Below are 26,070 nucleotides of genomic sequence, written 5' to 3'. Positions count from 1 at the left end.
ACAGCTTGAGTCAGTAGGCGCGCGCGCACGCATTCGTGCACGGGGCAAGTGAGGCTTTCCGCTATACTTTCCTCTGTATAAGATTAACAAACTTTAATACAGATCAATACGCGCGGAATTTTCCGTCACCAGTGCCTTTGCCGGCATGCCGAACCGGGCGCGCACCCACAGACATGCCCTTTATAACCCTATGACAATTGAACTGAAAAAAATCATCCTCGCCACCCTGCTGGCGTCGCCGGCGTTTGCCATGGCCGGCGAGCTGGAACAACAAATGCAGCGCTGCGCCGTGCTCGGCGACGCCAGCGCCCGCCTCGGCTGCTTCGACGTGCTGGCCAAGGCCGTCGAAGAGGCGACCAACGCCACCGGCGCCAACCCGCATGCCACCGGCGCCGCGCTGGCCGTGGCTGGCGCGGCCACGCCGAGCACGCCGTCCAATCCGGCCGGCGTGGCCACGCCGGAAGCCGTCAACGCGGCCGTGCCGGCCGTCGCCCAGGCTGGCGTCGCACCGCCGGAAGCGCCGATTTCGCGCGTCACGCAATTGTGGGAGCTGGACGACCCATCAAAGCGCGGCATGTTCAATATCCGCCCGCACCGCGACAACTATCTGCTGCTGGCCAATTACAGCAATGCGTCGAACGACCAGCCGTTCAAGGAGTTTACACCTGGCGGCGTCGAGACCCAGCACGTCGAGCTGACGTACCAGCTGAGCTTCAAGATGAAGATGCTGGAAGATATTGCTTCCACCCCGATCGACCTGTGGTTCGGCTACACGCAGCAAAGTTTCTGGCAAGCGTATAACCGCAAGGCCTCAAGCCCGTTCCGCGAAACCAATTACCAGCCTGAAATGATGCTGGTGATGCCGATTAACAAGCGCTTCGCCGGCATTGATTTCCGCTACGCCAACCTGGGCTTTGTGCACCAGTCGAACGGCCAGACCTCGACCCTGTCGCGCAGCTGGAACCGCGTCTATGCGGAACTGGGCATGGAGCGCGACAACCTGGCCGTCACGGCGCGCTACTGGAAGCGCCTCGACAACAGCAAGTCGGACAATGACAATATCGACATCATCGACTACATGGGCCACGGCGACGTGCGCGTCAGCTACCGCAACGACGGCCACGAGTTCTCGGCCACCCTGCGCCGCAACTTCAGCAAGAGCCATGGCTCCGTGCAGGCAGGCTGGGCATTTCCCGTCAAGGCCAACCTGAAGGGCTATCTGCAGCTGTTCTCCGGTTATGGCCAGAGCCTGATCGATTACAACTACTCGCAAAAGTCGATCGGCGGCGGTTTCCTCGTCGATTTCTGATGATGGTGGCGTCGGATTACGGCTGCGCCTGATCCGTCCGACCTGCGCAACTGATGGTGGTGGCGTCGGATTACGGCCCTGCGGGCCTAATCCGACTTACGCGTCGATATTGCCGGTAGGTCGGATTAGCGCGCAAGCGCGTAATCCGACAACATTGTTACCGCAAAACGGCAACGCAAAAATGGCGCCCATGGCGCCATTTTTCATGGGATCCGAGATCTTACCGCCGGCCGCCACCGAGCACCCGCGCCGGCAGCATCACGATCGCGCGCAGCAGCTCGAACACGCCGTCCAGGCCGATGCCGATCAGGCGGAACGGCAACAGCAGCAGCCAGGCCAGCGGATACAGCACCAGGGCCAGCAAGGCCAGCGGCCAGCAGACGAGCAACAGCAGCAGCCACAGTACGAATCCCAGCATTATGTTCTCCCGAAATAAATGTGCGGAGCAAGCCGCGCTTGCCCCGCTACCGAGACATGACTATAAAACCATGCTGGCAAGCGGACAACGGCAATGCGACGGAATGCAGGCTGGCGCGACGGGAGGACGAAAAGCGGGCATGAACGGTGCAGTGTCCTGCCGGGTGATTTATTGGCCGACGCAGATCACTTTGGTGATGTATTCATGGGCGTTGGGCTTCTTGCTGGTGGCCCATTTGATCGCCTGGTTGGCTTCGGCAATCGTCATCACCGTCGCCTTGTCCTTTGATTTGATAAAGGAGACGCCTTCAAACACGCCTTCCTTGCTGCGCATCACCTTGGCAAACACGGGCGGCCGGGTTTCGCCGTCGCTGATTTTGTTTTGCTGCACGAGGTAGCGCTGATCGATCTGTTCCATAGTAATAAAGCTGTCCAGTGGCTAAAACACGGAATATACCCTGAATGGCGCAACGCCGCAGAACGAAATGCTGCGGCGTCGCTAGCCGGACTGCCACCGGCGATCAGGCGTAGACGGCGCCGTGCGTGGCCGGCTGCATACTGACGTCATGGATCAGCTGCACGTTCATCGACGCTTCGAGCGAAGGAATCGAGCCGCCCGCGCGGTACTGGAAGCTGACCTGCAGCACGTCGCCGGCCTTGACCGCCATGGCTTGCGGCAATGGCAGGCACATGTAGTGATTCAGCCAGTCAATGGTCGAGGAGCGCTCGGGCACCACCGCCAGGATATTCTTGGTGACAAAGCGCAAGGCATTCAGAGTGCCGCTGCGCTCGACGACGAATTTGCCGTCAAAACCGAACAGGCCGTCATTGGGCTGGGTAAAGTCGATAATACTGTAGACGGACGGCGGCGCCAGCTCGAGCACGCCAGGGTGGATCGCCGTGGTTTCCTGGAACTGCACGATGGGCGCGTAAAAACCCTCGAAATCGTATTCCTGCTGCATCGGCTGCACGGCCATGATCACCGCTTCGGGTACGAACAAGGGCAGCGGGCCGCCGAAGCGGGCCAGGTAGCGGCGCTTGAACGACTCGATCACTTCGACCTGCTTTTCGCGCAGCATGCCGACATGGATCATTTCGCAGATCACCACGTCGACCGGCTCGGGCGGCAGGTATTCGAAGGCATCCGCATGGACAACTTCGACTTTTTCACCGTTGGCATTGAGCGCAAGCATCTTGCGCGCTTCCTTGACCATGTCGGGATTGAACTCCACGCACCAGACCTTGTCGGCCTTGGCGGCCGCAAAGCACGACAGCACGCCCGTGCCGCCGCCCAGTTCCAGCACTTTCATGCCGGGCCGCACCGCATAATCGATGGCCGACTTGAAGCCATGCATGCGGTTCTGGTCCATCAGCATATTGTGATGGTAATGGACGGGGATGAATTGCCCCAGGTAACAACTCTCGATCTCGCGTTCGTTCAGCATGGGTGTCCTCGTGGGGGCTGGTTCCGTGTTCCATTCGATTTTGTCGTTCCAGAAAGCAGTGACATCGCATGGGCTGCGGGTGGGCCGGCGGCAATACAGCCGGCGCCTGGCGGATAAGGGACTGCCCATGTGCTTGACTCCTGATTAATGCGACACAGGCATTATCGTCAATCATGGCCAGGAACAAAGGCGCGAGATGAGGGGCAAAACCATGCCAGTTCGGTTACTGGCACTTGTGTAGTAACTAGCGATTTGCTTGCTGTTGCTGGAATTTTTCGATAATCGCCGCCACGCCCGGCTTGTCGGCCGCCATGGCAAACTGCGTGGCAGTCCAGCCGTGGCTGCTTTTCAGCGATGGATCGGCGCCCGAGGCCAGCAGCAGCCTGACCGCCTCTTCCTGTCCTTCGCGGGCGGCAAACATCAGCGGCGTGATATTGGTGGGCGCAAGCGCATCGACTTTGGCGCCGCGCTCCAGGAACACCTTCATGATGGCCAGGTCGCCAGCCGAGGCCGCATAGTGCAGCGGCGTCCAGCCAGTCTGGTTGACTTTGGCGCCTTTCGCCAGCAAGGCATCGACCGCCTCGCGATTGTGCTTGTAGGCAGCCATCATCAGGGCCGTATTGCCGTTCGCCGAGCGCGCTTCGAGGTCGATGCCGGGCGTATCGAGCAGGACCTTGAACACCTTGCCGGCTTCGTCGCGCAGGGCAATGACGAGCGCGACGTCGCCGCGCTGGTCATCGGGCAGGTTGGGATTGGCACCCTCATGCAGCATCTTGCGCACGCCACCGACATTGTCGATCGATACCGCGCGGTAAAAACCGGCCTGGTCAGGCGCCGCGAGCACTGCCGTGGACAGGCACAGCAAGGCGGAAGCGACGATATTGCGCATGAGATTTTGCATGAGGTGTTTACGCTACCTGGTTGAAAAGCTTGAAGAAATTCGCCGTGGTTTGCTCTGCAACCTGGGCCAGTGGAATGCCTTTCAGGCTCGACAGGTATTCCGCCACATGTGCCACATAGCCAGGCTCGTTCATGCGGCCGCGGAACGGCACCGGCGCCAGGTATGGCGAATCGGTCTCGATCAGGATACGCTCCAGCGGCACTTCCAGCGCCACCGCCTGCAGGTCTTTCGCGCTCTTGAAGGTGACGATGCCGGAGAACGAAATATAGAAACCCATGTCGATGGCGGCCTTGGCCACCTCCAGCGACTCCGTAAAACAATGCATGACGCCCGCCACGCCGCCGTCGGCCACGCTGGCGCCCTCTTCGCGCATGATGCGTATCGTGTCTTCGCTGGCCGCTCTTGTGTGAATAATCAAGGGCTTGCGCGTGATTCTTGAAGCTTTGATGTGAGTGCGAAACCGCTCGCGCTGCCACTCCAGGTCACCGGTCAGGCGGAAATAATCAAGCCCCGTCTCACCGATGGCGATGATCTTCGGATGATCGGCCAGGCGCACCAGGTCTTCCACGGAAGGCTCGGGCGTTTCCTCGTAATCGGGATGCACGCCAACGGAAGCAAAGATGTGCGGATACTGCTCGGCCAGCGCCAGCACTTGCGGAAAATCCGGCAAGTCGACCGACACGCACAGGGCGTGCGTCACCTTGTTCTCGGCCATTTTGGCCAGAATCTCGGGCATGCGAGCAGCCAGCTCGGGGAAATTGATATGGCAATGGGAATCGATATACATAGGCGGGATTGTACCGGACGGCGCAAAAGTCTGCGCCTGGAAGAGCAGAAGCAATCAGCAAACCAAGGGGCGCGCCCCAGTAAAGGCGCCAGCACGGGCTCCCCGGGCCAAGCGAGCCTGAAAAATGTCGAGGGCAAGGCGCGGCGACGAAGACAGTACGCATGTACGGCGAGGAAGCCGCAACGCCGCCATCGGCATTTTCTCGGGCTCGCGACTCCGGCCCGCCGTTTTTAATCTCTAAGCAACCCGTTTGCCGAGAATAATCAGATCGCGCTCAACACCATCCAGATTCGCCACTTTGGGAAGATTCGCCCACACCTCAAACCCGAACTTGCGGAACAGTCCCAGCGACGGCGCATTATGTCCAAAAATAAATCCCAATACGGTATGCACGCCAACGGCAGGCGCATGCGCAATCGCCTCGGTCAGCGCATACGCGCCGATGCCCTTGCCCCGCGCCTGCGGCGCAATATAGACAGACAACTCCGCCGTGCCCGAATACGCGGGCCGCCCGTAAAAGTTCGAGTACGACAGCCAGCCCAATGGCGTGGGCGTGGCGGACTCATCGCTGGCAGATTCGACGATCCACAGCGGCCGGCGCTCCGGCGTATGGTCGTGAAACCAGGCCAGGCGCGACTCCACCGTGACCGGCTCCGTATCGGCCGTCACTTCGCGCGAGGCGATGGTGGTGTTATAGATGGCGACGATGGCTGGCAAGTCGTCGATGGTGGCAATGCGGTGGCGATAGCTCATGTTCTGAATGAAGTAGTGATGGCAAGTATTTGTTTTAACAGACTATTACAGGCAACTTGAAGTATATTCGAGGAGCATATCTTCAAGAAACAGCTTGGGCGACAGCGGATGGTCGGCAATCGCGCGCCGCTCGTTGGCCGCCTTGATGGCGGCCATCAGACGGCTGAGATTGATGCGTGCGGCCAGCGCCTCCAGTTCTCGGCGGTGGCGCGGATAGTAGCGGATGGTGCCGGACAGCTTGATCGAAAACAGGTCATACAGCCAGCGCTGCAGCGACGCCACCAGCGGCGCCAGCGGCGACTTCTGCAGCTTGTCGGCCGCCTTCAATGCCGCTTCCACGCCGGGATGCGCGAGCACCTGCAGCAACTGTTCCGTTTCTTCGCGGCCACCCGACTCGGACTGGGCCAGCGCCGCCAATGGCGCGCCGCCCTGCTCGCGCAGCCAGCTGTCGGCATCGTTCAGGCCCTGGGTCTTGAGCCAGGCCAGCGCCTGTTCATGGCTGGGCATCGGCAGGGCGAACTTGCGGCAGCGCGACAGGATCGTCGGCAGCAGGCGGTCCAGGCTGTTCGACGCCAGCAGGAACAGGGTGCCCGGCGGCGGCTCTTCCAGCGTTTTCAGCAAGGCGTTCGAGGCCGGGGTATTGAGCGCTTCGGCCGGATACAGCACCACCACGCGCAAGCCCTGGCGGTGGGTCGAGATATTCATGAAATCGGCCAGGTTGCGGATCTGCTCGATCTTGATGTCTTTCGAGGGCGCCTTGCTGGACTTGGCGGTTTTTTTGGCGCCCTCTTCGGCCTCGCCGTCATCGCTGACTTCGTCCTCCAGCGCCTCGGGCCGCACGCGGCGGTAATCGGGATGGTTGCCCTGGACAAACCAGCCGCACGAGGCGCACGCGCCGCAGGCATGGCCGTCGGGTCGCACGTCTTCGCACAGCAGCGCCTGCGCAAAATGCTCGATGAAGTCGGCCTTGCCGATGCCTTGCGCGCCATGGAACAAAATGGCGTGCGGCATGCGCGGGCGCAAGGCCTGCAATTGCTGCCAGGCGTCCTGCTGCCACGGATAAAGTGAATTAGTCATGTTCAATCAATCACTTGCCGTCTTATTCTCAAGCAGAACATCAAGCAGTTTCGCCAGTTCGATTTGAATATCGGCAATGCTTTGCGTGGAATCGATGATGCGGAAACGCTGTGGAAACTGCGCCGCGCGGCGCAGATATTCATTGCGCGTGGCGGCGAAAAAGTCGGCCTGTTCCTGCTCGAACTTGTCGAGCGAGCGCGTGGCGTCCAGGCGGGCGCGGGCCACGGCCAGCGGCACGTCGAACAGGAATGTCAGATCCGGCTGCAACTCGGGGTGCACCCAGTTCTCCAGCGCTTCCATCTTGCGCAGGTCCATGCCGCGCCCGCCGCCCTGGTAGGCAAAGCTGGCGTCCGTAAAGCGGTCGGAAATCACCCAGTCGCCGCGTTCCAGGGCCGGTGCGATCACCTGCGCGATGTGTTCGCGGCGGCTGGCGAACATCAGCAGCGCTTCCGTTTCCAGGTGCATTTTTTCATGCAGCAGCAGTTCGCGCAGCTTTTCGCCGAGACTGGTGCCGCCCGGTTCGCGCGAGGACACCAGTTGCACGCCGCGCTGGCGCAGGTAATCGGCGACAAAACCGATATGGGTCGACTTGCCCGCGCCATCGATACCTTCAAAGGTGATAAAGCGGGCTGGATAAGCTTGTGTCATAAAAACTTCTTGAGTAAGGGATTAACGCTGATACTTGTTCACGGCGCGGTTATGGTCGGGCAGGTTATCGGAAAACTCACTGGTGCCGTTGCCGCGCGCCACGAAATACAGGGCTTGCGTACGGGCCGGCGCCAGCGCCGCCGTCAGCGACTGGGCGCCCGGCAAGGCGATCGGCGTCGGTGGCAGGCCGCCGCGCGTGTAGGTATTGTACGGGGTGTCCGCTTCCAGGTCGCGCTTGCGGATCTTGCCCTGGTAACTGTCGCCCATGCCGTAGATGACGGTCGGGTCGGTCTGCAGCAGCATGCCGGTCTTCAGGCGATTGACGAACACGCCGGCAATCATGGCGCGTTCGGACTTCTGGCCGGTTTCCTTTTCCACGATGGAGGCCATGATCAGCGCCTCGTACGGGTTCTTGTACGGCAAGGCCGGATCGCGCTTGTCCCACGCTTCCGACAGGCGGCCGATCATCGCCACATGCGCCTGCTTGAAGATCTGCATCTCGCTGGCGCCCTTGGCGAACAGGTAGGTGTCCGGAAAGAAGAGGCCTTCCGGCTTGGCGTATTCCGGACTGATCTTCGCCATCAACTCGGCGTCGCTGAGTTTTTCCGTGTCGTGCTTGAGGCCCGGATGGACGGCCATCACCTGGCGCATCTGCCTGAAAGTCCAGCCTTCGATAATGGTCAGCGACTCTTGCGCGAATTCGCCGCGCGCCAGTTGCAGGATCAGCCGCTGCGGCGAAGTGCCGGGCTTGAGTTCGTAGGAACCGGCCTTGATTTTCGAGGTCATGCCCTCGATGCGGGCCAGCAGGTTGAACAGCAACGGCTCCATGGGAATGCCGGCATCGGCTATCTGCTGGCCGGCCGCATGGGCGCCGCTGCCGGGGGTAATGGCAAACGGAATCGCTTCGCCCTGCGTGACGATGGGCTTCTGTGCCCAGTAAACAAAGGTAGCGCCGGCACCGGTGGCGGCGATCACTGTACAAACTACAAGTTTTTTAAAGAAAGCCATTGTTCCGATTCTTGTGATGCAAGACAACTCGTGAGTTGCCTCGCTGTATATGATCGTTCATTTGTGAATAAAACCGGCGGAAAGCGCGCTAACTCGGCAATTGCGCCCGCTGCCGACGCGTTTCACGCGACATCACTATAATGAACCCGTAATCATAATGCTTAATTGCTGATCTAATGGAAATTATGAATAACTGGAATCACTTTTTACAGGCGCAAGGCGCCCGCAGCGAAAACACCGACGAGGCCGCAATTGCCGATTTTGGCGCGCCCTTGACCATCGGCCAGTTGCAGGACGGTTTTGTCGCTGCCGTCACCGACCAGGGCCTGATCGGCGTGAGCGGCGACGATGCCGCCAGCTTCCTGCACAGCCAGCTGACCAATGATGTGGAGCATTTAAATCAGGAGCAAGTGCGCCTGGCCGGTTATTGCACGCCGAAAGGCCGCTTGCTGGCCAGCTTTTTGCTGTGGAGAAACGCCAGCACTGTCTACCTGCAATTGTCCCGCGGTATCCAGGCGCCGATCCAGAAGCGCCTGCAGATGTTCGTGCTGCGCGCCAAGGCAAAACTGCATGACGCCACGCAGGACGAAGCGAACCAGGTGATCCTGGGCCTGGGCGGCAAGCATGCCTCCGCCGCGCTGCCGCAATGGTTTGACAGCCTGCCGGACGCGCCGTTCAGCAAGGTCGAAGGCAATGCGGGCACCTTGCTGCGCGTGGCCGATGCGTTTGGCCTGCCGCGCTACCAGTGGCTCACCTCCGCCGCCAACGCCGAAGCGGTCTGGCCGCAACTGGCCGCCAAGCTGGCCCAGGGGGGCAACGACGCCTGGCATCTGTCGGAGATCCATGCGGGCGTGCCGCAGATCAGCCTGCCGACGCAGGAACAGTTCGTGCCGCAGATGGTCAATTTTGAATTGCTGGGCGGCGTCAATTTCAAGAAAGGCTGCTATCCGGGCCAGGAAATCGTTGCGCGCAGCCAGTATCTGGGCAAGCTCAAGCGCCGCACCACTTTGGTCAGCATCGATGGCACGCAAGCTGCCGCCGGTGACGAGCTGTTCGCGGTCAGCGACCCCGAGCAGCCGTGCGGCATGATCGTCAATGCGGCGCCGAACGGCGCCGGCGGCGTCGACGCGCTGGTGGAAATGAAGCTGGCCGCCATCGAGGAAGGCGGCAGCGCGAGCGGCGCCGTGCGCCTCGGTTCCAGCGACGGTGCACCCGTGCGCTTCCTGGCCATGCCTTACGTGCTCGACGCACTCGATCTGTGAGAACCCCATGAGAGACTTGTATATTTATTACCAGGTAAAAGAAGAACACGCGCAGGCGCTGGAAGCGCGCGTGCGCGCCATGCAGGGCAAGCTGGCGGCAAGCTCGGGCGTGGCACCCCAGCTCAAGCGCCGTCCGGAAGCGCAAGACGGCCTGCAGACGTGGATGGAAATCTATCCGGTGGTGGGCGAAGGTTTTACGGGACAGCTGGAAGCGGCGTCCGACGAAGCCGGCCTGCTCGCGCTGACGGCCGGCGCGCGCCATGTGGAAGCATTCATGGACCTGCCCCCATGTGCCTGATCGTTTTTGCCTGGCAAGTCAACCCGCATGTGCCGTTGATCGCCGCCGCCAACCGCGACGAATTCTACGAGCGCGCCAGCGCCCCGGCCGGCAACTGGCCCGAGCATCCGCAAGTGTATGCGGGGCGCGACCTGCAGGCCGGCGGCAGTTGGATGGGCATCACGCAGATCGCGGGCGGCGCCTCGCGCTTTGCCGCCATCACGAATATCCGCAGTCCGCACGATCACCGCGCCGACGCCCCGTCGCGCGGCGCGCTGGTGGCCGACTACCTGGCCGGCTCGATGTCGGCGCAGGAATATATCGCGCAGATTCGCCCCGGCAGCGGCGCCTACAACGGTTTCAATCTGGTGCTGGGCGACGCCGCGACGCTGATCTGGTTTTCCAACCGCGGCGACGATGACCCTCGCAACGGCCAGCCTTTGGCGCCGGGCATCTATGGCCTGTCGAACGCCCTGCTCGACGCGCCGTGGCCGAAGGTATTGAAAACGAAGGCCCAGTTCGCCAGCCTGATGTGCCTGGGCGCGCCGGACGAAGCGTATTTCGAGATGCTGGCCGACACCACCCGCGCACCGGATTTTCGCCTGCCCGACACCGGCGTGCCGCTCGACCTCGAGCGCGTGCTGTCGGCCGTCTGTATCGAAACGCCGGGCTATGGCACCCGCACCTCGACCGTCGTCAAGCTGTTTCCCGACGCGCCGGGGGAATTGCATGAGCTGGTGATTCAATAAGCTGTCGCGCCAACAATGTTGTCGGATTACGCTGCGCTAATCCGACCTACCTTGCTGCAAACTTGCATGCGTCGCGCTGGCCGCGTAGGTCGGATTAGCGCGCAAGCGCGTAATCCGACACTGCCTGCGACATCGACAATGGTCGTTGTTATGCCAACAATCGTGTCGGGTTATACGCCGACAATGTGTCGGATTACGCTGCGCTAATCCGACCTACGTCCCGACCTCGTTATCTCTTCCTAAACCCGTGAAATGCCGGGGTCGGACCCACAGGGTCTGACCCCAAAACATGTGCGCACGCAAAAAGAAAGCGCTTGCGCAAGCGCTTTCTTTTGTTTAGGATGTTATCAAACGCGGCACAAAGCCGTGCATCACATATATAAAAACAAAAACAAATCATCAGGAGACACCATGGCCACCATGGAAGACGTAGCACGGGCGGCGGACGTATCGCTGTCGACCGTGTCCCATGTGCTCAACGGCACGCGCAAGGTCAGCCCGAAAACCGTGGCCGCCGTCAATGCGGCCATGCAGCAGATCGGCTACGTGCCCAATATGCTGGCGCGCGCACTGGCCGGTTCGTCTTCCGGCACCATCGGCGTGGCCATCTCCGCATTTACCAATCATTATTTCAGCGAAACCGTGCGCGCCGTCGAGGCTGCCTGCACGCGGCACGGCCTGATGATGCTGTTTTCCGATACCCACGACGATCCCGAACAGGAATTGAAAGTGGTGCAGAACCTGCACCAGCGCCGCGTCGACGGCATCGTGCTGGCGCCCTCGGGCGATCCGCACAACCGCGCCTTGAACTATCTGAACAGCAACAAGATCGCTTCGGTGCTGGTCGACCGCATGTCGCCGCAGGCCTTCGACCAGGTCGGCGTGGAAAATATCGACGCCACCTGCGAACTGGTCAGCCATCTGATCACCGCCCACGGCCATCGCCGCATCGGCTTTATCGCCGGCGCGCCGGGGCTGTCGACCACCGACGAGCGCATCGATGGTTATCGCCTGGCGCTGCAACAGGCGGGCCTGGCATTCGATCCGGCCCTGCTGCAGTGGGGCCACTCGAACCTCGAGCGCAGCGGCGCGGCCACGCGCGAGCTGCTGGCCCTGCCGCTGGCGCAGCGTCCGACGGCCATCGTTGCCGGCAATAACCTGATGACCATCGGCACCATGCATGCGCTGCGCGACGCCCATATCGGCGTGCCGCACGACATGGCGCTGGCCGGCTTCGACGATTTCGACTGGGCCGATTACTTCAGCCCGCGCCTGACCGTAATGGCCCAGCCGCTGGAAGAGCTGGGGGCGATGGCGGTCGACCTGCTGATCGAGCGCATTGCCAATCCACAACGCGCACAGCATGTGCAACGGCTGTCGCCGGTGCTGCGCGTACGCAATTCCTGCGGCTGCACCGCTGCCGCCGTTCCCGATTCCCCTATCTGACCCACCATGACGAACAAGATTTCCCTCGGTATCGATCTCGGTACCTCCGAACTGAAAACCGTGCTGATGGACAGCCGTGGCGCCGTGCGCGGCCAAGCTTCGGTCCGCCTCGACGTATCGCGCCCGAAACCGGGCTGGTCCGAGCAGGCGCCGCAGGACTGGTGGGATGCCTGCGTGGCCGCGCTCGCGCAACTGCGCGCGGCCTCGCCTGAAGAATTTGCCGCGATTGTCTGCATCGGCCTGTCGGGCCAGATGCATGGCGCGGTGCTGCTCGACTGCAATGACGCCTGCATCCGCCCCGCCATCCTGTGGAACGATGCCCGCGCGCATGCCGAAGCTGCGCAGCTGGCGCACGACTATCCGGCGTTTGCCGAAGTCACCGGCAGCCTGGCGATGGCCGGGCTCACCGCGCCAAAACTGCTGTGGCTGCAACAGCATGAGCCGCAGGCGTTTGCCGTGATCGACTGCGTGCTGTCGCCGAAAGACTATCTGCGCCTGCGCCTGACCGGACAAAAGATGACCGACATGTCCGACGCGGCCGGCACCTTGTGGCTGGACGAAGCGCGCCGCGCCTGGTTCGCGCCCATCGTCGAAGCCTGCGGCCTGCGCCTGGAACAATTGCCGCCGCTGGTGGAAGGCGACGCCGCCACCGGCACCGTGCTGGCGCCGGTGGCGAAACGCCTGGGCTTGCCGGACGGCGTGGTGGTGGCCGGCGGCGGTGGCGATAATCCGGTCTCGGCCGTGGGCATCGGCGCCGTCAATGCGGGCGACAGTTTCATTTCGCTGGGCACCAGCGCCGCTATCGTGTCCGTCACCGAACAGCCGCTGGGCAATCCGAATGGCGGGGTGCACAGCTTCTGCCACGCCCTGCCCGGCCGCTGGTATGCGATGGGCGCGATCCTGTCGGGCGCCAGCTGTTTGCGCTGGGCCACGGGCGTGCTGAACCAGGCTGGCGAAGCGGCGCTGCTGGCGCTGGTCGAAGCGGACATTCCCCTGGACCAGACGGTGTCGCCCGACGCGCCGCTGTTCCTGCCCTACCTGTCGGGCGAACGCACGCCGCACAACGATCCGCAAGTGCGCGGCGCATTTTTGCAATTGGGCCATGATAGCAATCCGGCCCAGCTTGGCTATGCTGTACTGGAAGGCGTGGCGTTTGCCCTGCGCGATGCGATGGCGGCCGTCATCTCGACCGGCGCCACCGTGCCGCACTGCCTGCTGGTGGGCGGCGGCGCGCGCAGCCAGTACTGGGCGCAATTGATGGCCAATGTGCTGGGCCGCGACATGCGCACCCTGCACAACAGCGAACTGTCGGCCAGCCTGGGCGCCGCCAAGCTCGGTTTTGCCGCCATCGGCGACACCGCGCTGCTGGCCACGGGACTGCCGATCAAGAACAGCTTTGCACCGGATGCGGCGCAACATGCGGCGCTCACCATCCGCTATAACAAATACCGCAGCCTTTTTCCTGCCGTTCAGGCACTGCACCAACTGTCGTCATCATAAGGACAAGTCAAGATGAATCAACTGCAACAACTGAAGCAATCGAGCACGGTCGTCGCCGATACGGGCGACTTCCTGCAGCTGGCCCGTTTTGCCCCGCAAGACGCCACCACCAACCCGTCGCTGATCCTGAAAGCCGTGCTGCAGCCCGACTATGCGCCCTTGCTGGCCAGCACCGTCGCTGATCATAAAACCGCCTCGCTCGACGATATCGTCGACCAGGTGCTGGTGCGCTTCGGCCTGGAAATCCTGAAAGTGGTGCCGGGCCGCGTGTCGACCGAAGTCGACGCCCGCCTGAGCTTTGACCGCGCCGCCACCGTGGCCCGCGCCCGCCGCCTGATCGCCCTGTATGAAGCGGCCGGCATCGCCCGCGAGCGCGTGCTGATCAAGATCGCCGCCACCTGGGAAGGCATCCAGGCCGCGCGCGAACTGGAAGCGGACGGCATCTTCTGCAACCTGACGCTGCTGTTCGCGTTCTGCCAGGCCGTGGCCTGCGCCGACGCCAAAGTGCGCCTGATCTCGCCATTTGTGGGCCGCATCTACGACTGGCACAAGAAATCGCAGGGCGCCGCATGGGACGAAACGGCCAGCAGCTTGTCCAACGATCCAGGCGTATTGTCCGTCACGCGCATCTACCAGTACTACAAGCAGCATGGCATCCCGACCCAGGTGATGGGCGCGAGCTTCCGCAATACGGGACAAATTACCGCCCTGTCCGGCTGCGACCTGCTGACGATCAGCCCGGACCTGCTGGCCAGGCTGGAAGCGTCGGAAGAACCGTTCGAGCGCGCGCTCGGCGCGGACCACGGCGCGCCGCAGGCGGCCATCAGCTATGACGAAGCGGCGTTCCGCTACGCCCTGAACGAAGACGCGATGGCGACCGAAAAGCTGGCCGAAGGCATCCGTGGCTTTGCCGTCGATGCCGCCAAGCTCGACAAGATGATCGACACCTTGCGCCAGGCAGCATGATGAACCGTCTTACCACCTTGATTTTCACCCGCAGCACTGTTTTCTTTTCACAATAAGAACCCTTGGAGATACCCATGAAAAAAGTTATTACCGCCACCCTGCTGTTGTCCGCCGCCTGCAGCGCGTTTGCTGCCGACAAACCATTGAAATCGATCGGCGTGAGCGTCGGCGACCTGGCCAACCCGTTTTTTGTCGCAATCGGCCGCGGCGCCGAGGAAAGCGCCAAGAAAATCGGCGGCGCCGGCGTGAAAGTGACCACCGTGTCGAGCAAGTACGACCTGAACACCCAGGTTGACCAGATCGAAAACTTTATCGCCAACAAGACCGACATCATTATCCTGAACGCCGTCGATTCCAAGGGCATCGCCCCGGCCATCAAGAAAGCGCGCAATGCCGGCGTGATCGTGATCGCGGTCGACGTCGGTGCGGTTGGCGCCTCGGCCACCGTGATGTCCGATAACACCATGGCGGGCGACGTCTCGTGCGCCTACCTGGCCAAGCAGATCGGCGGCAAGGGCAATGTGGTGATCCTGAACGGCCCGCCGGTCACTTCCGTGATCGACCGCGTGAATGGCTGCAAGAAAACCCTGGCCGCGTTCAAGGACATCAAGATTTTGTCCGACAACCAGAACGCCGGCGGCAGCCGCGACGGCGGCATGACGGTCATGTCGAACCTGCTGACGGCCCATCCGAAGATCGACGGCGTGTTCGCCATCAACGATCCGACCGGCATCGGCGCCGAACTGGCCATCAAGCAAGCCAAGCGCACCGACGTGAAACTGATCACGGCCGTCGATGGTGCGCCGGACGGCCAGAACGCCCTGAAAAACAAGGCCGGCCTGTTTGCCGCCACCTCGGCGCAAAACCCGTACCGCATGGCCACCGACGCCGTGCAGATGGGTTACGACATCATGAACGGCCGCACGCCGAAGCAGACCATGGTGCTGCTGCCGACCCCGGCCATCACCAAGGAAAACGTCGCCACCTACACCGGCTGGGTAAAAAACTGATCTGGCTGGCCTGACCACGCGTCGTCCGCCCCGGCCCCGGCCGGCGGCGGGCGGCAGTTTCAAAGCAAGGAAGGACAGTCATGAGCGACGAAATCATTTTTGAAATGCGCGGCATCGAGAAGCGCTTTGGCGCCACGCGCGCGCTGCGCGGCGTGCACCTGACGGTGCGCAAGGGCGAGATCCATGCCGTGATGGGCGAAAACGGCGCCGGCAAGAGTACCCTGATGAAAATCCTGTCGGGCGTGTACACGCCGGACGCGGGCGAGATCATTCTCGACGGCAAAGCGATCAAAATCCGCAATCCCGGCGAGGCGCGCGCGCTGGGCATCAACCTGATCTACCAGGAACTGAGCGTGGCCAAGAACATGACGGTGGCGCAGAACGTCTTCATGGGCAGCGAGCCCAAGGGACCGTTCTTCACCGTCAACGGCGCCGAGATGCGCCGCCGCACCAATGCCATCCTGGCCGACCTGGGCTCGCGCTTCAATGCCGACACCATGGTGGCCAGCCTGTCGATCGCCGAGCAGCAGCAGGTGGAAATCGCCCGCGCCCTCGTGCACGAAAGCCGCATCCTGATCATGGATGAACCGACGGCGGCATTGTCCGACCGCGAAACCGAACAATTGTTCCGCATTATCGAGGAACAGCGCGACAAGGGCCTGGCGATCCTGTATATCAGCCACCGCATGGCCGAAGTCGAGCGCCTGGCGCGCCGCATCACGGTGCTGCGCGACGGCGCCTATGTGGGCGAACTGGGCAAGGATGAGCTGGACCAGAAGAAAGTCGTGCAGATGATGGTGGGCCGCCCCGCCGACGATTTTTATTCGCACCAGCGGCGCACCACGCGCGGCGCCGAGCGTTTGCGCGTGGAAAACGTCGGCGCCGGCAAGGTCAAGCCGGCCAGCTTCGTGCTGCATGCGGGCGAAGTGACGGGCCTGGCCGGACTGGTCGGCGCGGGCCGCACGGAGCTGGCGCGGCTGATCTTTGGCGCCGATAAAAAGGCATCGGGCCAGGTCTGGCTGGACGGCAAGGAAGTCCATATCAGCGAACCGCTGGCGGCGATCCGCCACGGCATCGGCTATTTGCCGGAAGACCGCAAGAGCCTGGGCCTGTTCATGCAATTGTCGGCGATGGAAAACATGTCGATGAATATCCTGTCGCAGCACGCGACGGCCGGCGTGGTCGACCGCCGCGCGCTGACCCGGCTGACGCGCGAATCGATTTCCAGCCTGAACGTCAAGGTATCGGGGCCGGAAGGCATCGTCGGCGGCTTGTCTGGCGGCAACCAGCAGAAAGTCCTGCTGGCGCGCTGGCTGGCCATCAAGCCGAAAGTGCTGATCCTCGACGAGCCGACGCGCGGCGTCGACGTGGGCGCGAAAAGCGAAATCTACAAGATCATCCACCAGCTGGCAGACGCGGGCACGGCCGTGCTGTGCATTTCCAGCGAACTGGCCGAACTGGTCGGCATCTGCGACCGCGTAATGGTCATGTGCGAAGGCCGGCTGACCGGGGAAGTGACGGGCGACGACATCACGCAGGAGAAAATCCTCGCCTACGCCACCCATCTGGATGCAGCTTAAAAAATCAACAACGGGAGAATTATCATGACTACCACCACCACCGGCGGCGCCGCAGGCGCCCGCCAACCTTTCAATGCCTCTACCCTGATGCGCCGCCTGGGCATGCTGCCCGTGCTGGTGGTGCTCTACCTGGCCATGTACGGCCTGACCGTGTATTTCTCGGCCGATGGCGAATCGACCTTCATGACCAGCACCAACACCATGAATATCTTCCGCCAGGTGTCGATCAATATCGTGCTGGCCTCGGGCATGACCTTCGTCATCCTCACCAGCGGCATTGATCTTTCCGTCGGCTCCGTGCTGGCCGTGTCGGCCGTGGCCGGCATGCTGATGTCGCTGTCGGCGCAGTTCGCCGGCTTTTCGATTCCCACCTTTCTGATCGTCGGCCTGCTGCTGGGCGCCTTGAACGGCGTGCTGGTGGCGCTGGTCGGCCTGAACCCGTTCGTGGTGACCCTGGGAACCATGACGGCGCTGCGCGGCGCGGCCTATCTGCTGGCTGACGGCACCAGCGTGCTGAACACGGAGATCCCGAGCTTCGAATGGATGGGCAATGGCAGCTTCCTGGCCATTCCATGGCTGATCTGGCTGGCCGCGCTGGTGGTGATCATGACCTGGTTTATCCTGCGCAAAACCACGCTGGGCCTGCATATCTACGCCGTCGGCGGCAATATCCAGGCAGCACGCCTGACCGGCATCAAGGTCGGCCTGGTGCTGATGTTTGTCTACACGATCAGCGGCCTGTTCGCCGGCCTGGGCGGCGCCATGTCGGCCAGCCGCCTGTATGCGGCGAACGGCAACTGGGGTACCGGCTACGAGCTCGATGCGATCGCCGCAGTGGTGCTCGGCGGCACCAGCCTGATGGGCGGCGTCGGTTCCGTCTGGGGCACCGTGATTGGCGCCCTGATCATCGGCGTGATGAACAACGGCCTGACCATTCTGGGGCTGTCGTCATTCTGGCAGTACGTGGCCAAGGGCGTGGTGATCGTGCTGGCGGTGATTCTGGACAAATGGCGCCAGTCGCACGCGCAGAATTAAACCCGTAACCCTTGAACAGCCGGGGTCGGACCCTGAGGGTCCGACCCCAGTCATTGCTCTTGGGTTGTTTCAAAATACCAGGCGCATTTCAATATGCGCGATCCCCGCCTCGTCAAACTCCTCCCCCTGCTGCACAAAGCCATGGCGCGCATAAAATGGCGCGGCCACGGTCTGGGCATTGAGCACGACGGCGGCATCGCCGCGCGCGCGCGCTTTTTGCATCAGTTGCTGCAGGATGGCGCCGCCGACTCCGGTGCCGCGCCCAGCCTTGCGCACGGCCATGCGGCCGATATGGCCGTCGGGCAGCAGGCGGCCCGTGCCGATGGCGTTGCCGGCGGCATCATAGGCGACGGCATGCAGGCAGACGGCGTCCATCTCGTCGAGTTCGATCTCGGCGGGAACCTTCTGTTCATCGACAAAGACTTCAAAGCGGATGGCGGATGCGTCCCGGGACAGGGTGTCCCAGTCGCCGAGGCGGATAGTGTAATTAGTCATGGTGGCATCGGAGTAGAAACAGGCCGCCATTGTCGCACGGCCTGCGATGCCAGGAACAGCCCGGATCAGCTTAACCCAGCTTGACCAGTTGCTTGCCGAAATTGCGGCCTTTCAGCAGACCGATAAATGCTTCCGGCGCATTGGCCAGTCCTTCCGCGATCGATTCGCGAAATTTCAGCTTGCCCTCGGCCACCAGCTTGCCCAGCTCGGCCAGGCCTTCCGGCCACAGTTCCGGCTGCTCGGAGACGATAAAGCCGCGCACGGTCAGGCGGTTGATCAGGATCAGGCGGAAATTCTCGACCGGGGTCGGCTCGCCGTTGTAGCCGGCGATCCAGCCGCACAGCGCGATGCGGCCGAAGGCGTTGGTGCGCGCCAGCGCCGCGTCGAACACCTTGCCGCCGACATTTTCAAAGATGGCGTCGATGCCGCTAGGGGTGGCGGCCGTCAGGTCCGCTTCCAGGTTGCCGGCCTTGTAGTCGACGCAGGCATCGAAGCCCAGCTCGTCCACCACGTACGCGCATTTTTCCGGGCCGCCGGCAATGCCCACCACGCGGCAGCCTTTCAGCTTGGCCAGCTGGCCCACCACGCTGCCCACCGCGCCGCTGGCAGCCGACACCACCACGGTTTCACCCGCTTTCGGCGCCATGATATGGTTCAGGCCGTACCAGGCCGTCATGCCGGGCATGCCCACCGAACCCAGGTAGGCCGACTCGGAAATATGCGTGGTGTCGACCTTGCGCAGCATGGTGCCGTCGGACACGGCCACTTCGCTCCAGCCCAGGGTGCCGACGACCGTGTCGCCGGCGGCAAATTTCGGATGTTTCGATTCGATCACCTCGCCCACGGTGCCGCCAATCATCGTCTCATCGAGGGCCTGCGAGGCGGCGTAGCTCTTGCTTTCGCTCATGCGCCCGCGCATGTACGGGTCCAGCGACAGATAATGATTGCGCACCAGCAGTTCGCGATCCTGGATGGCGGGAATCTCGACAGTTTCTAGGCGGAAATTGTCGGGCTGGACTTCGGCTTTGGGACGGGAGGCGAGGACGATGCGTTGATAAGTGGTCATGGAGCTCCATTCAGAGATTTATGATTGACACGGGAATTAACGACGCCTGACAAAACCGTGGCGAGCGGCAGTGATTTGTGGCCGAGAAGCGCAGCCGTACTTCAGTACGGTGAGCATCACAGGCCGCAAAACGCGACGCGCAGCAGGTTTGGTCAGGCGTCTCTACACTTCGTAGTCCATGCACTGCCGCGCTTCACGCACGGCGCCAAAAAACGGCTTGATCTTCACGTGTTCCGGATGGTTCTGGTAGGCGTCGAGCGACTCGCGGCTGTCGAACTCGCTGTACAGCACGATGTCGTACGTGGCTTCCAGGCCCGGCTGGGCCACGGCCGCCTCGAATTTGAGAATGCCGGGCACCAGCGCCGAGCAGCCGTCCAGCAAGGCCTTCAGCCTGAGTGCGTTGGCAGCGCGGTCGGCGCCTTCGGCGTGGTCCTTGAGTTTCCAGAAAACGATGTGCTTGATCATGTTGGGTGCAATGGAGTACGAAAGAGAGCCAATACTGTAACCGCTATCGGCCCGCTCTGCAGCACGCTAGAGCACCTCGAACAAGCCCGCCGCGCCCTGCCCGCCGCCGATGCACATGGTGACCACCACGTATTTCACGCCGCGGCGCTTGCCTTCGATCAGCGCGTGGCCCGTCAGGCGCGCGCCCGACACGCCATAAGGATGGCCGACGGCAATCGCGCCGCCATTCACGTTCAGGCGGTCGAGCGGAATGCCCAAGGTATCGGCGCAGTACAGCACCTGCACGGCAAACGCTTCATTGAGTTCCCACAGACCGATATCGGCGACTGTCAAACCCGCTTTTTTCAGCAGCTTGGGAATCGCATAGACGGGGCCGATGCCCATCTCGTCCGGCTCGCAGCCGGCTATGGCAAAGCCGCGGAAGATGCCCAGCGGTTGCAGGCCCCTGGCTTCGGCTGTCTTTGCGTTCATGACGATGGCCATCGCCGCGCCGTCGGAGAACTGGCTGGCATTGCCGGCGCTGATCACGCCACCGGGCACGGCAGACCGAATTTTCGACACGCCCTCATAGGTGGTGTCCGCGCGGATGCCTTCGTCGGCGGAGATCGTCACTTCGCGCGTGAGCAGCATGCCGCTGGCCTTGTCGGCCACGCCCATGGTGGTGGTCATCGGCACGATCTCGGCATCGAACAGGCCGGCGGCCTGGGCGGCAGCTGCGCGCTGCTGGCTTTGCGCACCGTACTGGTCCTGGCGTTCGCGCGAGATGTTGTAGCGTTTGGCCACCGTTTCGGCCGTCTGCAGCATGGGCCAGTACAGGGCCGGCTTGTTCTGCTGCAGCCAGACCTCGCGGTACATATGGGTGTTCATTTCGTTCTGCACGCACGAGATCGATTCGACGCCGCCAGCCGCATAGATATCGCCTTCGCCGGCAACGATGCGCTGCGCCGCCAGCGCGATGGCCTGCAGGCCCGACGAGCAGAAGCGGTTGACCGTCATGCCGGCCGTGGTTACCGGGCAGCCGCCGCGCAGGGCGATCTGGCGCGCGATATTGCCGCCGGTGGCGCCTTCTGGAAACGCGCAGCCGGCCAGCACGTCTTCGACTTCACCGGCCTCGATACCCGCGCGCTCGATGGCGGCGGCCAGCACATGGCCGCCCAGGGTGGCGCCGTGCGTCATGTTGAACGCGCCTTTCCAGGACTTGGCCAGGCCCGTGCGGGCGGTCGATACGATGACTGCTTCATTCATGTTACGTCTCCTGAGATGGTTTTATAGAGGGTTCGAGAATAGCATAATTAAGCACGGTCGTTCGCTCCTGCAAAGAGCCTGCGAAGGCTGTGCAAATGGCCCATGTTGTAAGCGCCGCGTAAGCTTGCAAGAACAGACTGGCCTCCAGCTGTTGCAAGAATGGTCAGCAAGACCTCGGCAACAGTTCACTATAAAACATAGGGAGACAACACCATGGCAACACCATCCGGTTCGGCCGACGTACGCAAGTTCGCGGCCAAGGGGGCACCGATGACCAGGGAGGAACGCAAGGTCATCTTTGCTTCCTCGCTCGGCACCGTCTTTGAATGGTACGACTTTTATCTGTACGGCTCGCTCGCTTCCATTATCGCCAAGCAGTTCTTTATCGGCGACCCCACCACCACGTTCATTTTCGCGCTGCTGGCGTTTGCCGCCGGCTTTATCGTGCGTCCGTTCGGCGCGCTCGTGTTCGGCCGCCTGGGCGACATGATCGGCCGCAAATACACCTTTCTGATCACCATCCTGATCATGGGCGGCTCGACCTTCATCGTCGGCCTGCTGCCGGGCCATGCGTCGATCGGCATTGCCGCGCCGATCATCCTCGTCATCCTGCGCATCCTGCAGGGCCTGGCGTTGGGCGGCGAATACGGCGGCGCAGCCACCTATGTGGCCGAGCACGCTCCCGAAGGCAAGCGCGGCGCCTTCACGGCCTGGATCCAGACCACCGCCACCTTGGGCTTTTTCCTGTCGCTGATGGTCATCCTGGGTACCCGCCTGGCGACCGGCGAAGCGGAATTCGAAGCCTGGGGCTGGCGCGTGCCGTTCCTGGTATCGGTGGTGCTGCTCGGCATTTCCGTCTGGATCCGCCTGGCCATGAATGAATCGCCTGCGTTTTCCAAGATGAAAGCCGAAGGCAAGACCTCGAAAGCCCCGCTGACCGAAGCGTTCGGCCAGTGGCGCAACCTGAAAATCGTGATCCTGGCGCTGATTGGCCTGACCGCCGGCCAGGCCGTGGTCTGGTACACGGGCCAGTTCTACGCGCTGTTCTTCATGATCCAGACCCTGAAAGTGGACCTCGCCACGGCCAACGTGCTGATCGCCATCGCGCTGCTGCTCGGCACGCCGTTCTTCCTGTTCTTCGGCAGCCTGTCGGACCGCATCGGCCGCAAGTACATCATCCTGGGCGGCTGCCTGATCGCCGCCCTGACCTACTTCCCGATCTTCAGCGGCCTGACCCACTTCGCCAATCCGCAGCTGGAAACCGCGCTGAAGAACTCGCCGGTGGTGGTGGTGGCCGATCCCGCTTCCTGCCACTTCCAGTTCAACCTGACGGGCACCAAGAAATTCCCGTCCTCGTGCGACATCGCCACCGGCTTCCTGTCGAACAGCTCGGTGAACTACACCAAGGAAGATGCACCGGCCGGGTCCATCGCCAAGGTGCGCATCGGCACGAAAGAGTTCACTTCGTTCAATGCCGCCATGACGGCCGACGGCCTGAACTTCGACGCCGACAGCAAGGCGAAAGAAACGGCGTTCAAGAAGGAAATCGGCGCCGGCATCAAGGAAGCGGGCTACCCTGCCAAGGCTGATCCGGACCGCATCAACAAGCCGATGGTGGTGCTGCTGCTGTTTATCCTGGTGCTGTATGTGACCATGGTGTATGGCCCGATCGCCGCGATGCTGGTGGAAATGTTCCCGACCCGTATCCGCTACACCTCGATGTCGCTGCCCTACCATATCGGCAACGGCTGGTTCGGCGGCCTGCTGCCGACCACGGCGTTTGCGCTGGTGGCCTTCAAGGGCGACATCTACTACGGCCTGTGGTATCCGATCGTGGTGGCGCTGGCAACCGTGGTGATCGGCACCCTGTTCGTGCGCGAAACCAAGGATAACAATATCTACGCCGACGACTGATGCAGTCGCCGCACCGGCGAAGCTGCCGGTGCCATGAAAAACGCCGCTGACCTTGCAGTCAGCGGCGTTGTCATTCGCCGCGCCAGCCTTACTTGGCAGCCTGCTTCAGGTGCTCGCGCTGTTGCACATACTCCTGGTAGCTGGTCTGGTTGCGCTTGCGGCAGGCATTGCGGTCATCGAAATTGTTAAGGCTGTTGCAGTATTCACCGATCTTGTCCCGGTTCGCGTCATACAGCACTTCACAGCCGGTAATGGCCAACAAGCAGGGAACGATCAGATATTTCATTGCATCTCTCATGGCATTGTATAAAACGGACTGCATAACAATTGTACGACGTACACGGCAGATTGCGCGCCTGCTTGCCCAAGGGGCCAGGACAGCTTTATCTTAACGCGATCCCGGCGCGAAGTACAAGCGCTCGGTTTTACTTTCGGGAAAGATATTGCGCGAGCGCATGAATCACCTGCCCGCCGGCTCAAGCCGGATCGTTCAGCAACGGCGTCTTTTCCGCAAATGCCGCCAGGTGTTCCAGTAGCACCCTTACCCTGGCCGGCAGGTAGCGCCGCTGGGTCCAGACCGCATACACATGGCGCGGCTGCGGCATCCAGTCGGGCAGCACGCGCACCAGGCGGCCATCGGCCACTTCATCGCGGCATTGCAGCATGGGGCACAGCAGCACGCCGATGCCCGCTTGCGCCATTTCGACGGCCAGCCGCATCTCATTGACGCGCAGCCGCGCCTGCGGCTGCAGCACCATTTCGGCGCCGTCGCCGGGACGGCGCAGGCGCCAGGTGCGCAGCGGTTCGGCCACGATCAGCTCATGCTGGGCCAAGGACGCCAGATCCTGCGGCACGCCGGCGCGCGCGAGGTACGACGGCGCGGCCACCATCACCAGCCCGGCGCTGCCCAGGCGCCGCTGCATCAGCGACGAGTCGTCGAGCGCGCCGACGCGGATCGCCAGGTCGGCGCCGCTGGTCACCAGGTCCTGCAGGCGGTTCGACAGTTCCAGTTCAAGCCGGATCTCGGGATACTGCTGCATGAAGCTGACCCAGGCGGGCGTCAGCAGGCCGCTGGCAAAATTGACGGGCGCCAGCACGCGGATGGTGCCGGACACGGCCGACAGGCTGGCATCGAGTTGCCGCGTGGCCTGGCGCAAGGCGTGCACCAGCGGACGGCATTGCTCATAGTATTGCCAGCCCTCCGCCGTCGGCTGCAGGCGGCGCGCGCTGCGGTTGAGCAAGCGGTAGCCCAGCTGGCGCTCCAGTTTTTGCAGCCGGCGCGTGACGGTGGCGGCCGGCAGTTCCTGCTGGGCTGCCGCTGCATTCAGGCTGCCAGCTTCGACTATGGCAACAAACAAGGCTAAATCATCGAGCATAATTTCATTTTTGGAATTTCAGATTAAAAATATGGCGCTAGTATAGATTGCTGCAAGTCGCTACGCTGACGCTCTCTCAACTTCTCGAAAGAATATCGATGTCCGATGCCCTGCGTTTGCGTTTTGTATTTGCCGTGCTGATGTCGCTGGTGATGACCTTGCTGATGAGCGCCTGGGTCACCTGGCTCAATATCGGCCCGCAAGCGGATTTCCTGGCGCGCTGGCGCCACGCGTTTTTTGCCGCCTGGCCGGTGGCGTTTTGCGCAGTCATGCTGTTCGCGCCGATCGTGCAGGGCATCAGCCGCAACCTGGTGCACAAGTTCGCCGGCACCCGCTAGGCGCGCGGGGCCACGGCCCCTGGGCTGTCTGCCAGCGCACCGACAGGCCCAATCGCCTGCTTTTTCCCTCTGTTCAATGTTTTCACATTCGCATGATGTGCCTATAATGGTTGTCACGCCCTACCGATCCGTGAACCAAGAAGGAGTTTCATGCAGCATCTATCCGTCGCCCGCCCCGCGCGCGCCATCCTGCTCGGCAGTGCCGGGCTGTTGCTGTCAGGCTGTTCACTGTTCCAATCGTCCGCGCCCCAGGCGCCGCTGCCGGCCAGCGCCACCCTGCCCGACGCCACCATTTCCTACACGCTGACAGGCCAGGGCAGCATGCCCGTGGTGTTCCAGTCGGACTTGGGCGACGGCAAGGACGCCTGGGACAGCGTGCTGCCGCTGGCGGAACAGCAGTACCGCGTGCTGGCGTATGACCGCCCCGGCTATGGCGCCAGCCGCAAGACCGCCACGCCGCGCGACCCGTGCACCATCGCCGCCCAGCAGCACGCGATGCTGGCGCAGGCCGGCGTCAAGCCGCCGTATGTGCTGGTCGGCCACGGCATGGGCGGGCTGTACCAGTATGTGTATGCGCGGCTGTATCCGCAGGAAGTGGCGGGCCTGGTGCTGCTCGACCCGACCCATCCCGATCACTGGCGCCGCATGCAGAGCGACGCACCGACTTCGGCCATGGCGATCAAGGCCAGGCGCAAGCTGATGTTTACCAGCATCGAGACGGTGGAATTCGACGCGCAGGCGCAGTGCCTGCAGCATATCGACCTGAAGACGCCGCTGCGCATGCCGACCATGCTGCTGGTGCGCGACAAGTTCGGCATCGAAGAGCTGGGTTCGGTGGAGACGCTGGTGCGCTCGCAGGAAAAGGACTGGCAGCGCATGACGGGCGCGCCGGCCATCGAGCGCATCACGGGCGCCGGGCATTATATCCAGAAGGATAATCCGGTGATCGTCAACGAGGCGATCAAGATGGTGGTCAAAAAGAAATAAGTAACCCAAAACCA

28 protein-coding genes are annotated in these 26,070 nt (G+C 62.4%); 13 read left to right on the top strand and 15 right to left on the bottom strand.

From position 1 onward, the window contains the following. Window positions 1–190 precede the first annotated feature (190 nt). Window positions 191–1,309: a phospholipase A gene (locus RTQ46_RS17725; protein WP_312438633.1), complete on the top strand. Its 1,119-nt coding sequence runs from the start codon at window positions 191–193 to the stop codon at window positions 1,307–1,309. Window positions 1,310–1,529: 220 nt separating this feature from the next. Here RTQ46_RS17725 and RTQ46_RS17720 read toward each other — a convergent pair whose 3' ends face one another. The 9 genes from RTQ46_RS17720 to mltG form a co-directional block, all read right to left on the bottom strand. Continuing rightward, window positions 1,530–1,727 carry a hypothetical protein gene (locus tag RTQ46_RS17720; protein WP_312438631.1) on the bottom strand — a complete coding sequence of 66 codons (198 nt, stop codon included), beginning with the start codon at window positions 1,725–1,727 and terminating at the stop codon, window positions 1,530–1,532. 168 nt (window positions 1,728–1,895) lie between these two features. Beyond that, the gene (locus RTQ46_RS17715) at window positions 1,896–2,144 is read right to left on the bottom strand and encodes a hypothetical protein (RefSeq protein ID WP_065308474.1); all 249 of its coding nucleotides are present in this window, start codon (window positions 2,142–2,144) and stop codon (window positions 1,896–1,898) included. A 103-nt stretch (window positions 2,145–2,247) separates the two neighbouring features. Continuing rightward, window positions 2,248–3,171: a methyltransferase domain-containing protein gene (locus RTQ46_RS17710; protein WP_312438626.1), complete on the bottom strand. Its 924-nt coding sequence runs from the start codon at window positions 3,169–3,171 to the stop codon at window positions 2,248–2,250. A gap of 244 nt (window positions 3,172–3,415) precedes the next feature. Further along, a complete protein-coding gene (locus tag RTQ46_RS17705; protein WP_312438624.1) occupies window positions 3,416–4,072 on the bottom strand; it encodes an ankyrin repeat domain-containing protein in 657 nt (218 codons plus the stop codon). A 7-nt stretch (window positions 4,073–4,079) separates the two neighbouring features. Continuing rightward, a complete protein-coding gene (locus RTQ46_RS17700) occupies window positions 4,080–4,859 on the bottom strand; it encodes a TatD family hydrolase (protein ID WP_312438622.1) in 780 nt (259 codons plus the stop codon). Window positions 4,860–5,096: 237 nt separating this feature from the next. Continuing rightward, complete coding sequence (locus tag RTQ46_RS17695; RefSeq protein ID WP_312438621.1) at window positions 5,097–5,612, bottom strand: N-acetyltransferase family protein; 516 nt, start codon at window positions 5,610–5,612, stop codon at window positions 5,097–5,099. Window positions 5,613–5,657: 45 nt separating this feature from the next. Next, window positions 5,658–6,689 (bottom strand): DNA polymerase III subunit delta', encoded by a 1,032-nt coding sequence (locus RTQ46_RS17690; RefSeq protein ID WP_312438619.1) that lies wholly within the window; start codon window positions 6,687–6,689, stop codon window positions 5,658–5,660. A 6-nt stretch (window positions 6,690–6,695) separates the two neighbouring features. Further along, complete coding sequence (gene tmk / locus RTQ46_RS17685; RefSeq protein WP_312438617.1) at window positions 6,696–7,337, bottom strand: dTMP kinase; 642 nt, start codon at window positions 7,335–7,337, stop codon at window positions 6,696–6,698. A 21-nt stretch (window positions 7,338–7,358) separates the two neighbouring features. Further along, the gene (gene mltG / locus RTQ46_RS17680; RefSeq protein ID WP_312438615.1) at window positions 7,359–8,345 is read right to left on the bottom strand and encodes an endolytic transglycosylase MltG; all 987 of its coding nucleotides are present in this window, start codon (window positions 8,343–8,345) and stop codon (window positions 7,359–7,361) included. 185 nt (window positions 8,346–8,530) lie between these two features. Here mltG and RTQ46_RS17675 point away from each other — a divergent pair, with 185 nt between their 5' ends. The 9 genes from RTQ46_RS17675 to RTQ46_RS17635 all read left to right on the top strand — a co-directional run bounded on the left by RTQ46_RS17675 (window position 8,531) and on the right by RTQ46_RS17635 (window position 18,170). Continuing rightward, entirely contained in the window at window positions 8,531–9,607 is a 1,077-nt protein-coding gene (locus RTQ46_RS17675; RefSeq protein WP_409518351.1) for a YgfZ/GcvT domain-containing protein, read from the top strand. 7 nt (window positions 9,608–9,614) lie between these two features. Next, a complete protein-coding gene (locus RTQ46_RS17670; RefSeq protein ID WP_312438612.1) occupies window positions 9,615–9,905 on the top strand; it encodes a DUF4936 family protein in 291 nt (96 codons plus the stop codon). Then, window positions 9,896–10,633 (top strand): NRDE family protein, encoded by a 738-nt coding sequence (locus tag RTQ46_RS17665; protein ID WP_312438611.1) that lies wholly within the window; start codon window positions 9,896–9,898, stop codon window positions 10,631–10,633. The genes RTQ46_RS17670 and RTQ46_RS17665 overlap by 10 nt, the downstream gene beginning before the upstream one ends. Before the next feature lie 411 nt (window positions 10,634–11,044). Beyond that, window positions 11,045–12,079: a LacI family DNA-binding transcriptional regulator gene (locus tag RTQ46_RS17660; RefSeq protein ID WP_312438609.1), complete on the top strand. Its 1,035-nt coding sequence runs from the start codon at window positions 11,045–11,047 to the stop codon at window positions 12,077–12,079. Window positions 12,080–12,097: 18 nt separating this feature from the next. Next, window positions 12,098–13,579, top strand: a complete 1,482-nt coding sequence (gene xylB, locus RTQ46_RS17655; RefSeq protein WP_312438704.1) for a xylulokinase — start codon at window positions 12,098–12,100, stop codon at window positions 13,577–13,579. 12 nt (window positions 13,580–13,591) lie between these two features. Beyond that, a complete protein-coding gene (gene tal, locus RTQ46_RS17650; RefSeq protein ID WP_312438607.1) occupies window positions 13,592–14,545 on the top strand; it encodes a transaldolase in 954 nt (317 codons plus the stop codon). A 74-nt stretch (window positions 14,546–14,619) separates the two neighbouring features. Beyond that, the gene (locus RTQ46_RS17645) at window positions 14,620–15,555 is read left to right on the top strand and encodes an ABC transporter substrate-binding protein (protein WP_312438605.1); all 936 of its coding nucleotides are present in this window, start codon (window positions 14,620–14,622) and stop codon (window positions 15,553–15,555) included. An 80-nt stretch (window positions 15,556–15,635) separates the two neighbouring features. Beyond that, on the top strand, window positions 15,636–17,135 hold the full coding sequence (locus RTQ46_RS17640) for a sugar ABC transporter ATP-binding protein (RefSeq protein WP_312438604.1): 1,500 nt from the start codon (window positions 15,636–15,638) through the stop codon (window positions 17,133–17,135). Window positions 17,136–17,159: 24 nt separating this feature from the next. Continuing rightward, complete coding sequence (locus RTQ46_RS17635; protein ID WP_312438602.1) at window positions 17,160–18,170, top strand: ABC transporter permease subunit; 1,011 nt, start codon at window positions 17,160–17,162, stop codon at window positions 18,168–18,170. Between the two features lie 69 nt (window positions 18,171–18,239). Here RTQ46_RS17635 and RTQ46_RS17630 read toward each other — a convergent pair whose 3' ends face one another. The 4 genes from RTQ46_RS17630 to RTQ46_RS17615 all read right to left on the bottom strand — a co-directional run bounded on the left by RTQ46_RS17630 (window position 18,240) and on the right by RTQ46_RS17615 (window position 21,441). Further along, complete coding sequence (locus RTQ46_RS17630) at window positions 18,240–18,665, bottom strand: GNAT family N-acetyltransferase (protein WP_312438600.1); 426 nt, start codon at window positions 18,663–18,665, stop codon at window positions 18,240–18,242. Window positions 18,666–18,735: 70 nt separating this feature from the next. Next, entirely contained in the window at window positions 18,736–19,731 is a 996-nt protein-coding gene (locus RTQ46_RS17625; RefSeq protein WP_312438598.1) for an NADP-dependent oxidoreductase, read from the bottom strand. 162 nt (window positions 19,732–19,893) lie between these two features. Next, window positions 19,894–20,196 (bottom strand): Dabb family protein, encoded by a 303-nt coding sequence (locus RTQ46_RS17620; protein WP_312438597.1) that lies wholly within the window; start codon window positions 20,194–20,196, stop codon window positions 19,894–19,896. A gap of 66 nt (window positions 20,197–20,262) precedes the next feature. Next, window positions 20,263–21,441, bottom strand: coding sequence for an acetyl-CoA C-acyltransferase (locus tag RTQ46_RS17615; protein WP_312438595.1), 1,179 nt, complete (start codon window positions 21,439–21,441; stop codon window positions 20,263–20,265). A 213-nt stretch (window positions 21,442–21,654) separates the two neighbouring features. Here RTQ46_RS17615 and RTQ46_RS17610 point away from each other — a divergent pair, with 213 nt between their 5' ends. Next, window positions 21,655–23,355: an MFS transporter gene (locus tag RTQ46_RS17610; protein WP_312438594.1), complete on the top strand. Its 1,701-nt coding sequence runs from the start codon at window positions 21,655–21,657 to the stop codon at window positions 23,353–23,355. An 88-nt stretch (window positions 23,356–23,443) separates the two neighbouring features. Here the strand turns inward: RTQ46_RS17610 and RTQ46_RS17605 are convergent, their stop codons facing one another. Both RTQ46_RS17605 and RTQ46_RS17600 read right to left on the bottom strand, forming a co-directional pair. Next, a complete protein-coding gene (locus RTQ46_RS17605; RefSeq protein WP_312438592.1) occupies window positions 23,444–23,641 on the bottom strand; it encodes a hypothetical protein in 198 nt (65 codons plus the stop codon). 190 nt (window positions 23,642–23,831) lie between these two features. After that, the gene (locus tag RTQ46_RS17600; protein WP_312438590.1) at window positions 23,832–24,731 is read right to left on the bottom strand and encodes a LysR family transcriptional regulator; all 900 of its coding nucleotides are present in this window, start codon (window positions 24,729–24,731) and stop codon (window positions 23,832–23,834) included. A 98-nt stretch (window positions 24,732–24,829) separates the two neighbouring features. On the opposite strand from RTQ46_RS17600, the gene RTQ46_RS17595 reads away from it, so the two are divergent. Both RTQ46_RS17595 and RTQ46_RS17590 read left to right on the top strand, forming a co-directional pair. Then, window positions 24,830–25,069 carry a DUF2798 domain-containing protein gene (locus RTQ46_RS17595; protein ID WP_312438589.1) on the top strand — a complete coding sequence of 80 codons (240 nt, stop codon included), beginning with the start codon at window positions 24,830–24,832 and terminating at the stop codon, window positions 25,067–25,069. Between the two features lie 150 nt (window positions 25,070–25,219). Continuing rightward, window positions 25,220–26,056 carry an alpha/beta hydrolase gene (locus tag RTQ46_RS17590; protein WP_312438588.1) on the top strand — a complete coding sequence of 279 codons (837 nt, stop codon included), beginning with the start codon at window positions 25,220–25,222 and terminating at the stop codon, window positions 26,054–26,056. Window positions 26,057–26,070: the final 14 nt, after the last annotated feature.

Origin of the sequence: Janthinobacterium sp., from assembly GCF_031995485.1 — a bacterium.
Classification (GTDB): Bacteria; Pseudomonadota; Gammaproteobacteria; order Burkholderiales; family Burkholderiaceae_D; genus Janthinobacterium.
Note: the sequence above shows the minus strand (reverse complement) of the source record. Positions and strands in the feature narration are given on the sequence as shown.